11 protein-coding genes and 1 tRNA gene are annotated in these 12,588 nt (G+C 70.6%); 5 read left to right on the forward strand and 7 right to left on the reverse strand.

Annotated elements, in window-relative coordinates:
• Positions 1-156: 156 nt before the first annotated feature.
• Together leuS and ACFU8V_RS12130 are read right to left on the reverse strand one after the other, a co-directional pair.
• Entirely contained in the window at positions 157-2,721 is a 2,565-nt protein-coding gene (gene leuS / locus ACFU8V_RS12125; RefSeq protein ID WP_029989824.1) for a leucine--tRNA ligase, read from the reverse strand.
• 46 nt (positions 2,722-2,767) lie between these two features.
• Entirely contained in the window at positions 2,768-4,090 is a 1,323-nt protein-coding gene (locus ACFU8V_RS12130) for an anthranilate synthase component I family protein (RefSeq protein ID WP_378871410.1), read from the reverse strand.
• Positions 4,091-4,131: 41 nt separating this feature from the next.
• Here ACFU8V_RS12130 and ACFU8V_RS12135 point away from each other — a divergent pair, with 41 nt between their 5' ends.
• From ACFU8V_RS12135 to ACFU8V_RS12145, 3 genes are read left to right on the forward strand one after another with little or no spacing between them, the layout of a single operon-like run.
• Positions 4,132-4,803: a DedA family protein gene (locus ACFU8V_RS12135; RefSeq protein WP_249521154.1), complete on the forward strand. Its 672-nt coding sequence runs from the start codon at positions 4,132-4,134 to the stop codon at positions 4,801-4,803.
• A 4-nt stretch (positions 4,804-4,807) separates the two neighbouring features.
• Complete coding sequence (locus ACFU8V_RS12140; protein WP_062634229.1) at positions 4,808-5,833, forward strand: App1 family protein; 1,026 nt, start codon at positions 4,808-4,810, stop codon at positions 5,831-5,833.
• Position 5,834: 1 nt separating this feature from the next.
• Entirely contained in the window at positions 5,835-6,698 is an 864-nt protein-coding gene (locus ACFU8V_RS12145) for a 3-methyladenine DNA glycosylase (protein WP_366215521.1), read from the forward strand.
• 3 nt (positions 6,699-6,701) lie between these two features.
• On the opposite strand, the gene ACFU8V_RS12150 is transcribed toward ACFU8V_RS12145, so the two are convergent.
• Genes ACFU8V_RS12150 through ACFU8V_RS12170 form a run of 5 tightly spaced genes read right to left on the reverse strand, consistent with a single transcriptional unit; the run spans position 6,702 to position 11,026 of the window.
• A complete protein-coding gene (locus tag ACFU8V_RS12150; RefSeq protein WP_378871415.1) occupies positions 6,702-7,910 on the reverse strand; it encodes a glycoside hydrolase family 3 N-terminal domain-containing protein in 1,209 nt (402 codons plus the stop codon).
• Positions 7,911-7,915: 5 nt separating this feature from the next.
• The gene (locus ACFU8V_RS12155) at positions 7,916-8,572 is read right to left on the reverse strand and encodes an SDR family oxidoreductase (protein ID WP_025104957.1); all 657 of its coding nucleotides are present in this window, start codon (positions 8,570-8,572) and stop codon (positions 7,916-7,918) included.
• Positions 8,573-8,600: 28 nt separating this feature from the next.
• Entirely contained in the window at positions 8,601-9,128 is a 528-nt protein-coding gene (locus ACFU8V_RS12160; RefSeq protein WP_378871418.1) for a hypothetical protein, read from the reverse strand.
• Complete coding sequence (locus ACFU8V_RS12165) at positions 9,125-9,916, reverse strand: hypothetical protein (protein WP_378871421.1); 792 nt, start codon at positions 9,914-9,916, stop codon at positions 9,125-9,127. Before ACFU8V_RS12165 ends, ACFU8V_RS12160 begins: the two co-directional genes overlap by 4 nt.
• Before the next feature lie 42 nt (positions 9,917-9,958).
• Positions 9,959-11,026, reverse strand: a complete 1,068-nt coding sequence (locus ACFU8V_RS12170) for a flavin-containing monooxygenase (protein ID WP_378871424.1) — start codon at positions 11,024-11,026, stop codon at positions 9,959-9,961.
• A gap of 135 nt (positions 11,027-11,161) precedes the next feature.
• Here ACFU8V_RS12170 and ACFU8V_RS12175 point away from each other — a divergent pair.
• Positions 11,162-11,234: transfer RNA gene (locus tag ACFU8V_RS12175), tRNA-Ala, on the forward strand.
• Positions 11,235-11,407: 173 nt separating this feature from the next.
• Positions 11,408-12,541, forward strand: coding sequence for a hypothetical protein (locus tag ACFU8V_RS12180; RefSeq protein ID WP_378871427.1), 1,134 nt, complete (start codon positions 11,408-11,410; stop codon positions 12,539-12,541).
• The last annotated feature ends 47 nt before the right edge of the window (positions 12,542-12,588 follow it).

Consider the following 12,588-nt stretch of genomic DNA (forward strand, 5'->3'; position numbering starts at 1 on the left):
GCTCCGCGCCCACCGCCTCCCGGCTCCGGACACAGCGACCGTGGAGAGACGCTCAGACGGGACTCGTCGTGGAGGACGGCCGTTCCCGGTCGCGACGTGATCCGGGCATCATCCCTTCGCACCGGGGGAGGCGGAACCGCGGAGCACGCCGAGGACTCAGCCCTTGACGACGATGCTGACGATCTTCGGGGCCCGCACGACGACCTTGACGATCTCCCGATCGCCGATCGACCGGATGACGCGCTCATCGGCGCGCGCCAGCGCCTCGAGCTCGGCCTCGCCGATGCGTGCCGGCACCTCGAGCTGCGCGCGGACCTTGCCGCCGATCTGCACGACCGCGGTGACGGTGTCCTCGACGAGCAGCGCCGGATCGGCGGAGCGCCACGACACGAGGCCGACGGACGGCTCGTGTCCCAGGATCTCCCACATCTCCTCCGCGGTGTGCGGGGCGATGAGGTCGAGCATGACGGCGATGGTCTCCGCCGCCTCACGGACGGCGGGGTCGGCAGCACCGGCAGCGCCGTCGATCGTCTTCCGGGTCACGTTGACCAGCTCCATCAGACGGGCGACGAGCACGTTGAACTTCGTCTGCTCGACCAGCGCGGGCGCCTCGGCGAGCAGCTTGTGCGTCGCACGGCGCAGCGCCGCGTCGCCCCCGTCGAAGACGACGTCGACGGGGCTGGCGACCTCGTGCGCGATCCGCAGGGCGCGCGCGAGGAACTTCTGCGCACCGGTGGTCGACACGTCTGCCCAGTCCTTGTCGTCCTCCACCGGACCGGCGAAGGCCAGACCGACGCGGAGCGCGTCGGCACCGTGGGCGTCGAGCTCCTCCTGGAACAGCACCAGGTTGCCCTTGCTCTTCGACATCTTCTGTCCGTCGAGCAGCACCATGCCCTGGTTGATCAGGTTGGAGAACGGCTCGGTGAAGTCGATCAGCCCCATGTCGAAGAGCACCTTGGTGATGAAGCGTGCGTACAGCAGGTGCAGGATCGCGTGCTCGACACCGCCGATGTACGAGTCCACCGGGGCCCAGCGCGCCGCCTGGGCCGGGTCGAACGCCACCGTGTCGCTGTTCGGCGACAGGAACCGGAGGAAGTACCAGGAGCTGTCGACGAAGGTGTCCATCGTGTCCGGATCGCGCAGCACCGGGTCGCCGGTCTCCGGATCCGTCGTGCGCACCCAGCTCTCGGCGCCGCCCAGCGGGGACGTCCCCTTCGGCTTGAGGTCGAGGCCCTCGACGCTCGGCAGCTTGACCGGCAGCCGGTCCTCCGGCACCGGGACGATGCGGCCGTCCTCGGTGTGGAGCATCGGGATCGGCGTGCCCCAGAACCGCTGACGCGAGATCAGCCAGTCGCGCAGGCGGTAGTTCTTCGCCGCCCGGCCCGTCCCCGTGGCCTCCAGCTGCTCGATGGCGCGTGCGATCGCGTTGCGCTTCGACAGTCCGTTCAGCGGACCGGAGTTGATCATGCGCCCCTCCCCGGTGAGCGCGACGCCGGTCTTCGCCGGGTTCTGCTCGTCGAGCGCGGCGTCGGCGTCGATCGGGACGCCGTCCTCGTCCACCTCGATGACCGGCATGGCACCGGTGACCGGAGCGGTGGTGTCGACGACGACCTTGACCGGCAGGTCGAACGCGCGTGCGAAGTCGAGGTCGCGCTGGTCGTGTGCCGGGACCGCCATGACGGCGCCGTGCCCGTAGTCGGCCAGCACGTAGTCGGCCGCCCAGATCGGCAGCTTCTCGCCGTTGACCGGGTTGATCGCGTAGCGGCCCAGGAACACGCCCGTCTTGGGACGGTCGGTGGACTGCCGATCGATGTCGGTGGTCTTCTGCACCTCGGCCAGGTAGGCCTGGAAGCGCTCGCGCACCTCGGGCTCAGCGTCCGCCGCGATCTCGGCGGCCAGGTCACCGTCGGGCGCCACGACGAAGAACGTCGCACCGTGCAGGGTGTCGGGGCGCGTCGAGAACACCGTCACCGGCTCCTCGCGCCCCTCGATGCGGAAGTCGACGTCGGCGCCGACGGAGCGGCCGATCCAGTTGCGCTGCATCTGCAGCACCTTGTGCGGCCAGAACCCCTCGAGCTGGTTCAGGTCGTCGAGCAGGCGGTCCGCGTAGTCGGTGATGCGGAAGTACCACTGGGTGAGCTTCTTCTTGACGACCTCGTAGCCGCAGCGCTCGCAGCGCCCGTCCACGACCTGCTCGTTGGCCAGCACCGTCTGGTCGTTCGGGCACCAGTTGACCGGGCTCTTCTTCCGGTACGCCAGGCCCCGCTCGTACATCTTCAGGAACAGCCACTGGTTCCAGCGGTAGTACTCGGGGTCGGACGTGTGCAGCACCCGGCTCCAGTCGAACGAGACGCCGTACTGCTGGAAGCCCACCTTCTGCTGCGCGATGTTCTGGTACGTCCACTCGCGCGGGTCGGCGCCCTGGCGGATTGCGGCGTTCTCCGCCGGCAGCCCGAAGGAGTCCCACCCGATCGGGTTCAGGACGTTGTGGCCCCGGTGACGCCAGAAGCGGGCGACGATGTCGGAGTAGAGGTAGTTCTCCGCGTGCCCCATGTGCAGGTCGCCGGAGGGGTACGGGAACATGGCCAGCACGTAGCGCCGCGGCCGGGTGTCGTCGTCTCCGCCCGTGAGGAACGTCTCGTGCTCCGCCCAGTACTTCTGCCACTTGGCCTGGATGGCGTGCGGCGAGGAGAACTCCTCGTCGACGGGAGCGGTGGACATGTTCTCGGACAACGAACGCACGACCAATCTGAAGGGAAAAACGGGATCAGTTCAGGATATCGGAACGCCAGGTGGCGGGCATTTCCGCGCCCAGCGCCGCGAGCGGGGCTCGGGCCTTCGTGGCGACCTCACGCACCTCGGCCGCGGGCACCGATCCCCACGTGATCCCGCCACCGGCGCCGACGAACGCCGCCTCCTCGTCCACGACGATGCTGCGGATGACCATCGCGAGATCAAGAGCACCGTCGACGCCGATGTAGCCGAAGCAGCCGGCGTAGATGTCGCGAGGGGCGCCCTCGAGGTCGCGCAGCTGTGTCATCGCCGACAGCTTCGGTGCTCCGGTCATGCTCCCGGCGGGGAACGCCGCCTCCAGCAGCGCCCCGACCGTGATCCCCTCCGCGGCCGTGCCGCTGACCGTGCTGACGAGCTGATGCACGGCCGGATAGCTCTCGACCTCCCAGAGACCGTCGACCCGGATCGACCCCGGGACGCACACCCGGGAGAGGTCGTTGCGCATGAGGTCGACGATCATGACGTTCTCGGCCCGCTCCTTCGGATCCGCGGCGAGCTCTGCGGCGAGCGCGGCATCGGTCGCGGCATCGGCGCCCCGAGGACGCGTGCCCTTGATGGGACGGGTGCGGATGACCCCACCGCCGGCGTGGAGGAACTGCTCAGGGCTGGCACTGAGGAGCGCACGTCCCCCGATCCGCAGGAATCCCCCGTGGTGCGCCGGCGTCGCCGCCCGGAGCCGCTCGTACACGGCGACGGGGTCGTGGGCCCCGGGCACGGTGAACCGCGTCGTGAGGCAGAGCTGGTAGGCGATCCCGGCGTGGATGAGGTCGCGGCAGCGGTCGATGAGCTGCTCGTACGCGGCGGGTGTATGGCGGGCCTCGGCGACGTGTCGGTCTTCCACCGCCCGCGGCGCCGGCACCTCGGGGCCGGCGTCGCGAAGAAGAGACTGCAGCCAGCGCTCCGCCTCACCGGTCTCCTCCTCCGGCGCCAGCAGCCACAGGCGGTGCGCGGCGTGATCGACCGCCACGGCCGTGGTCACGCGCAGCCACGTCCGGGCTTCCGGCTCCGGGTCGATGGCGACCGGAGCTCCCGCGCGCGCGGCTCCGCTCTCGTAGTCGCGCCAGCCGACCCATCCCCCGCGGAACGGCGGCATCCCGGCCTCGACGGACCCGGCATCCAGGCGCACGTCCTCCGGAAGCGGTTCCGCGACCCCGGTGCCGAGGAAGCTCCATCCCTCGACGGCGTCAGCGCCCGCATCGAGCCAGAACACGTCCGCCTGCTGCTGCGCGAGCACCCGGAAAAGTCGCTCCGGCGCCGCCCAGGACGGCAGGGCTCGGGGGGTCAGGCGGTCGGGCACCTTTCCAGCCTAGGACCGGGCTGCTCCCGTATCCTCATGGGGTGGACGACCTCCTGCTCTGGCTCCTCGACACCGTGCAGTCGATCGATCCGGTCACGCGCACCTTGGTCGCAGGTCTCGCCGTCATGCTGGAGACGAGCATCCTCATCGGCCTCATCGTCCCCGGCGACACGATCGTCATCATCGCCTCGATGGGCGTCGCCACTCCCCTCGAGGGCATCGCGATGGGCGTGGCCGTCGTCGTCGGCGCCCTCATCGGCGAGAGCGTCGGCTTCTGGCTCGGCCGCTGGCTGGGCCCCTACATCCGTGCCTCCTGGCTCGGACGGCGGATCGGCGAGCACAACTGGGTGCGCGCGGAGAACTACCTGGCCCGACGCGGCGGCATCGCCATCTTCCTCTCCCGTTTCCTCCCCGTCCTCCATTCCCTCGTCCCCCTCACGGTGGGGATGAGCGAGTACCCATACCGGCGCTTCCTGGCCTGGACGACCCCGGCCTGCATCATCTGGGCCTCGGCGTACGTGAGCGTCACCTCGCTGGCGGCCGGGAGCTTCCGCGAGCTCGTCGACCGCGTGCACTTCGCGGGCTACCTCTTCGTCGGGGTCATCGCCCTGTTCCTCGTGCTCGCCTACCTGGGCAAGCGGCTGCTGCACCGTCTCGAAGCTCGTCATCTGGAGGCCCCGGCGGCGGAGTCCGACGCCGACGTGAAAGACTGAGGCAATGGCCCCCGCACCCCCGGCGCCCAGGATCCACTGGTTCGCCCGTCTCGAGCACCGCCTGCACGTGTGGCGCGAGGGACGAGCGCGCCGCCGCGGCCGGAGCGCCACCGTGCTGCCCTTCCCGGGCTACGGCGGCCCCGGGTGGGTCCGTGTGCTCGGTCGCGTGCTGATCGTCCCGCCGCAGCGCCGAGGCCGCGACGGGGAACCGGCGAGCATCCGCGGCTGGCGCAGCTTCGTCGGCATCCCGGTGGGTTTCGCCTCGGTCGACGTTCATGTCGGCGACAGCACACATCGGGTGGTCGCCGACCGCGGCGGCGTCATCGACACCGTCATCCGCGCCGACCTCGAACCCGGCTGGCAGACCTTCACGATCACCGTCGAGGGACAGGAGCCGATCGAGGCGCGCGCCTTCGTCGTCGCGGAGAGCACCCGGTTCGGCGTCGTCTCCGACGTCGACGACACGGTCATGGTCACGGCGCTCCCCCGGCCCTTCATCGCCTTCTGGAACTCGTTCGTCGTCGACGAGCACGCCCGCATCCCGGTCCCGGGGATGGCCGTGCTGCTCGACCAGCTGCTCCGGCAGCACCCGGGGGCCCCGATGGTCTACCTTTCCACCGGCGCCTGGAACGTCGCCCCCACGCTGTCGCGGTTCCTCGGTCGTCACCTCTTCCCCGCCGGCTCGCTGCTACTGACCGACTGGGGCCCCACGCACGATCGCTGGTTCCGCAGCGGGCGCGACCACAAGCTCACGAACCTCCGGCGACTGGCCACCGAGTTCCCCGACGTCAAGTGGCTCCTGATCGGCGACGACGGCCAGCATGACGAGGCGATCTACACGCAGTTCCAGGAGGAGCACCCGGATTCGGTCGCGGGTGTCGCGATCCGGCGGCTGCTGCCTGCCGAGGCGGTGCTCGCCGGCGGCCGTGCCGAGATGGAATCCCATGACGCGGACGAGGTGCCGTGGGTGAGCGCCGAGGACGGCGCGGGCCTGCGCGACCAGCTCGGCGACGCCGGCATCCTGCACTGACATGATCCTCACCCGTGACGACTGGCTTCGGCGCGAGGACGCGCATCGGGAGCGGGCCGACGCGCTGACCGCCTCGCACCGAGACCGTGTGGCGCGCGGCGAGAAGCACCCGGTGTGGGACTTCCTCTTCACCTACTACGGCTACAAGCCCGCGCAGCTCCGCCGCTGGCATCCCGGAGCGGGTGTGGAGCTGGCGGACGCGTCCGAACGAGCGGCCTGGCGCTGGTACGCCCCCGGGACGACACCGGACGGCGTGACGCCGGATGCCGAGCGCTTCGCCGCCGAGAAGCCCGAGCTCGCTCGCCTCGTCTCGCTGATGCTGCGCCGTACCGGTTCCCGGCCCGGGCAGTTCGGCTGCTTCGGTCTGCACGAATGGGCGATGGTCTACCGCGCCGCAGAGCATCGGCATGCCGTCCCCCTCCGGCTGGGGCAGGCGGGCACGGATGCCGTGGTGGAGGCGCACGATCTCCGCTGCACGCACTTCGACGCCTTCCGGTTCTTCACTCCGGAGGCGGTGCCTCGCAACCGGGCGGCGTTGACGAGAGAGGATCAGCCCCTCCTCGAACAGCCCGGCTGCCTGCACGCCGGCATGGACCTGTACAAGTGGGCGATGAAGCTCGGCCCGCTCGTTCCCGGAGAGCTGCTGCTGGACGCGTTCGAGCTGGCGCGCGACATCCGGCTGCTCGACATGCAGGCCGCCCCGTACGACCTGTCGGCGTGGGACGTCGAACCGGTACGCATCGAGACGCCGGAGGGCAAGGCCGAGTACGTCCGGCGCCAGCGTGGTTTCGCGGACCGCGGCGCCGCCCTCCGCGCTTCCCTCCTCACCGCCTGGCTCGGCCCGGACGAGCGCGCCGCCGCCTGAGCGTCAGCCGGCGGCGCAGTCCCCGCAGACGCCCCACGACGACGACGCTGCGGCGAGCTGCAGACGCAGGGTGAGCACCCGGGTCGCCGCGTCCTCCAGCCGCTCGGCGGGCAGCGTCCCGGCGTCGACCGTCGCGGCGATCCCCGCGGCCATGTCGGTCGCGGTCTGCGCGGTGGACCCCGCGATCATGAGCACGAGGTCGTTGCCGGCCGCGACTGCGGCGACACCGTTCGCGACCGGGTCGGCGTACGCCGGGTCCCCCGAGGACAGCAGCATGCCGAGGTCGTCCGTCACGGCCACGCCCTCGAAGCCGAGCTCCTCCCGCGCGATGCGATGCCACTCCGCGGAGAGCGACGCCGGTCGGGAGTCCACGGCGGTGTACGCGAGATGGCCGTACATGAGCACCGAGGCACCGGCGTCGATACCGGCGGCGAACGGGACGGCGTCCGTTTCGCGCCAGGCGGCCTTCGTCATGCCGGTGCTCGGGATCGCGTGATGGGAGTCGCCGGGCGCCGCTCCGTGCCCGGGGAAGTGCTTGAGCGTGGACGCGACGAAGCGCTCCTGGGCCGTGGTCGCCGCCGCGGTGCGGTCGGCGGCATTCTTTGGATCGGTGCCGAGTGCCCGCCCGAAGATGAACGAGCCGGGGTCGGAAGGGACGTCGGCGACCGTGCCGAAGTCGACGGTGATCCCCGCGCGGGCGACGAGCGCGCCGCGGGCCGCGAAGGCTGCCGAGGTCTCGGCGACCGGACGGCTCTTCAGGGTCGTCGACGCCGGGAAGGTGTCCCAGGGCAGGCGCGAGACGATGCCGCCCTCCTGGTCCACGGCGATGAGCGGCGGGAGGGCGGGGTCGACGGTCAGCGCGGCCGTCAGCGCGCGGAGCTCTTCCTCCGTGGCCGGGATGTTCCCGCCCATGAGGATGAATCCGCCGAGCCCCGACTGCATATAGGCACGCAGCACCGCCGGATCGGTCCCGCCGATGTGTCCCATCACGATGGACGATGCCTGCTCCGCGGTACTCATGTCCGCGACGAGAGCGGCGGCCTGCTGTCGGAGCTCGCCGGGCTCTGCGGCCTGCACCGATACCGCCTCAGCGGGCTCCGTGCTGGACTGGGCAGCCGCCGACGCGCAGGCACCTCCCACGAGGACGATCAGGACGAGCGCGGCGGCGGCACCTCGCCGTGCCCGGCGCCCGAGGGACCGACTCCACTTCATCGCCCTCAGCGCGCGAGCGCCTCGGCGATCGGCACCGAGGTCTCCTCGTCGCCGTTGCCGAAGCGGATCGTGCGCCCGATCGTGCCCGGGTCCTCCAGGGTCGCGACGATGACCGCCGCGACGTCGGCGCGGGAGACCTCGCCGCGCCCCTCCGGATCGATGCGGATGCGACCGGTCGGGTCATCGAAGGTCAGCGTGCCGGGGCCGAGGATCGTCCCGTCGAGGTCGGAAGCGCGCAGGTGCTCGTCTGCGGCCCACTTCGCGTCGGCGTACGGGAAGAAGGAGTCGTCCTCCGGGACGCCGTGATCGGCCGTGGAGCCGATCCACGACACCATGACGTAGCGCCGCACGCCCGCGCGCTCCGCCGCGTCCATGGTCCGCTCCGCCGCGTCGCGGTCGACGGCGTAGGTGCGCTCCGGGCTCCCGCCTCCGGCACCCGCCGACCACACCACGGCATCGTGTCCGCGGATGATCTCGGTGAGGGCGTCGACGTCCATGGTCTCGATGTCGGCGACGAGCGCGATCGCGCCGCCGTCCTCCACCTCCGTCACGTGATCGGGGTTCCGGATCACCCCCGTGACCTCGTGACCGCGGGCGACGAGGAGCGGGGCGAGCAGCAGGGCGATGCGGCCGTGGCCGCCGAAGACGAGGATGCGCGACATGTCTTCACCCTACGCGCCCCGACTGACGTCAGCCCGGGCTCTGCGAACTGTCGATGACGAAGGCCTGCGGATGCGAGGGGAGGTACCGCACGACGACAGGCGTCCCGGTCGGGATCCACGCGTCACGGTCCGGGTACACGGCGGGGGTGAAGAAGTCGCTCTCCAGCGTGTACTCGGTGCCGTCGGCCGCCGTGAACGTCACCCAGTCCCCGTCGACCGTGCCCGTGGTGGGACGACCGTTCTCGTAGATGTACGCGCGGGTCACCGGGACACCGGTCAGGCTCAGGATCCCGATGATGAGGGAACCGAGCATCACGAAGGCCAGCACCCGGAAGAACACGCGGATCACGGAGCCGCCGATGTTCCCCCTGGATCGCGTGCCCGCCGAAACAAGGCCTTCCCGCTCACGGACAGCCCGCAGCGAGCCGCCTCCGGTCGTGCCTCGCGCGGAGACCGCGAACAGCCCGAGGATCGAGAACGCCGCGATGAAGACCATCGCATAGCCGTGCGCGGCGGGGAAGTTCACCAGCCACATCAGCGTGTCGAGGGGGTTCATCGTGCCGCCTCCTTCTCGATGGTGACGGCGACCGTGTGCGGGTCCTCCCGCCGGTAGAACGCCCAGATCGGTGCCCCGACCTGCAGGCGCGACACGGCCTGCGGGTAGACGAACACGGTGGTGTCGGCCTCCCACGGCTCTGCTCCCTCGGGGGCCACGAGCACCTTCAGCGCGAGTTCGCTCTGCCCCTCACGGCGCCGTCCGGTCGGACGCACCTCGACGACGGACGCGGGCACCTGGGTCCCCGTCGTACGCGCGCGGACCTGGGACGGGTCGATGAGGCCCCGGCCGATGCGCCACTGGAGCATCGCCTCTCGGACGCTCGGGTCGCTGAGGTCGGCGAGCTCGACCGTGTCGGGGTCGTCGACGTTGTAGCGGACCGGGACGGGCTGCCCCACCTGCAGCGCTCCGACGTCACCGGCGTCGAGCAGCATGCGCAGCTGTCCGATGAAGTCGTCGCCAACGCTGGGGCTGACCCGGATGAACAGGTCGTACTGGGGCACGTCGTTCACGGTCACGCCGGTGCGCGACATCTCGACGACGGTGCCGACGCCGATCTGCGTCGGCCCGCGGACCTTCTTGCGCCGCGCCAGACCCGACATCGATCCGCCGAAGGTGAGCAGCAGGCCCCAGGCGACGCCGATCACGATCGGTCCGCCCAGGCCGTCACCGCTCGCGAAGGGGAGGATCGACTCCCGCTGGTTCACGCCGAACAGGCCTTCCCCCACCCACACCACGAGCCACGCGGAGAGCAGCAGCCAGACGACGGTCAGGACGATGCGCAGCATGCCTCCCAGCGTATCCACAGGAAGCTCCGGACGACGAAACGGTCAGGACGAAACCACGGCTCCCGTCTTCGCGAGCGCCCGGACGACACCGGCCGCAGCGGCCCTCCCCGCCCGGTTCGCGCCGATGGTGCTCACGGAGGGGCCGTACCCGACGAGCTGCACCCGGGGGTCGGCCACCGCCGTCGTACCGCGGCCGCCGCGGTCGAGCTGGATCCCACCCGCGGCACTGCGCAGGTGGAGCGGGGCGAGGTGGCCGATGGCCGGCCGGAACCCCGTCGCCCACAGGATCACGTCCACCCGCTCGAACGATCCGTCGACCCAGCGCACGCCGTCGGGCTCGATGCGCTGGAAGAGCGGTCGACGGTCGGCGTACGCGCCCAGGCGCTCCGCTTCCCGTTCCTGGGGGCGCAGCATGAGACCCGTGACACTGACCACGCTCTCCGGGGGCAGCCCGGCCGCCACCCGCTTCTCGACGAGCGCGACGGCGGCGGCACCGGCCTCCGGTGTGAAGTCGTCATCGCGCCAGACCGGCGGGCGTCGGGTGACCCACAGGGTCTCGGTGAGGGGAGCGAGGGCACCGAGGAACTGCACGGCGGATGCACCGCCGCCGACGACCAGCACCCGCTTGCCGCGGAAGTGCTCCGGACCCGGGTAATCGACGGTGTGGAACTGCTCCCCGAGGAACGTCTCCATCCCCGGATAGTGCGGGAGGAAGGGCTGCGTCCAGGTGCCGGTCGCGTTGACGAGGGTGCGGGTGCGCCACTCCCCCTGGTCGGCCTCGACGACCAGGACGCCGTCGTCATCGTGGACCCGGCGGACGTGCACCGGCCGCAGCACCGGCAGCTCGTGGGCCTTCTCGTACGCGGCGAAGTACTCCGGTACCGCGATGTTGGCCCGCCGCTCGTCCCGCGGCGGCGCGGTGTCGCCCGGGAGCTCGGCGACCCCGTGCACGTCGCGCATCGTGAGGGCGTCCCATCGGTGCTGCCACGCTCCCCCGGCGCGAGCATCGGCATCCAGGACGACGTGCTCGATCCCGCGGCGGCGCAGGTGGAACGACGCGGACAGCCCGGCCTGGCCGGCGCCGATCACGATGCTGTCGAGAGTGCTCACGATGGATCGAACGCCGTCGCTCCTCCGGATGTTCCTCGCGCCCCGACGCGCCCGGGCGGCCCGTCCCGATTGGTGCGGATGCGGATTCGTGTAGTAGTGTTTTCACGTTGCCCGGAGCACTCCGGAACAGCGTCTGGGCCTGTGGCGCAGCTGGTAGCGCACCTGCATGGCATGCAGGGGGTCAGGGGTTCGAGTCCCCTCAGGTCCACGAAAAACCCTCGGTTCGCCGGGGGTTTTCGTGTTTCCGCGGCGTGCTGCATCACGCGGGATCAGGCGCCCGCGCTCCATCAGGCATTCACCGCCCTCCCTGCCTGATGCCGCGCCATCGCCTGACGGAGGAGCATACGAAGACGAAACAGTCGTCACGGTAGCGTGTTACATATGCACGCTTCCGTCGCGCGACGCCGTCGCCGCTTCGCTCCCGTGATCCTCGGTGTTCTCGCCGTCCTCGCGCTCGGGATCGGCGGGGTGATCGCCTGGCGCCTCCTCGCTCCCACCCCGTCGGACTACGAGGGCCTCGACGCCACCGACAAGGAGATGCTCACGCAGCTGTCGGAGCAGTACGACGTCGCAGCCGCACATGCGGCGGAGATCTGGACGGACGCCTACCGGTATGAGGACCAACCGCTGGTTCTGCTGCGCACGGACGGGGAGAAGAGCTCCTTCTGGTCGCACGCGATCCTCGTCAACATGAGCGGTGTCACGGACACCTCCGGCATGACGAAGCTCGACGTTCCCGGGGCCACCCACCTCGATGACGTCCGCATCAGCCGGACGTTCGCCGTCGGGGACGCGCTGCTGTACGCCCCGTCCAACTTCGGTGTGATCGAGGTGGGCGGCGATGATGTCCTCGCGTTCAAGTACAACCAGACGATGCTCGACACCGAGACCACGACCTCGCAGGGTTTCGCGCGCTTCTCCCTGCACGAGAACTTCCACGTCACGAAGCAGGGGCTCGATCCGGAAGCGCCCGACGCCTGGCCCTGGGTGGCCGGTGGGCTCATCCCCGACTACCCGCACACGGAGGCGCAGTACGAGCTGCTCCGCGTCGAGGCGCGGATCTTCGACAAGGTCGAGACCGAGACGGACCCGCAGGCGCTGGCCACCCTCGCATCCGACCTCGCCACGGTGCGCATGGCGCGCCACACGACGTGGCCGACTCTGGAGTTGGAGATCGAGGTGGAGGCCATCGAAGGGACGGCGACCTACGTCGAGCGGGCTTTCGACAAGGCACGAGGCCTCACGCCCGTACAGACCACCTTCACCGACGGCCTCGACGCTCTGATCGACGACCCGGATCAGCAGACCGTCCTGGAACGCGACTACTCCTACTTCACGGGTGCCCAGCTCGGCCTCCTCCTCGACCGCATCGCTCCCGACTGGAAGACGCAGATCGAGCCGGCTCCCGTCGGGTCCGCGTCGACCCCGTTCGCGACGCTGCAGCGCGTGACCGGCGTGACCACGGCACCCGACGAGGCACAGCTCCGCACGATCGTGGACCGCTATCTCCCCTGATCCCGCTCAACCTCAGGCATTCGCGCGACAACAGGCTCCGATGTGCG

Origin of the sequence: Microbacterium sp. NPDC057658 (genome assembly GCF_042799975.1) — a bacterium.
Classification (GTDB): domain Bacteria; phylum Actinomycetota; class Actinomycetes; order Actinomycetales; family Microbacteriaceae; genus Microbacterium.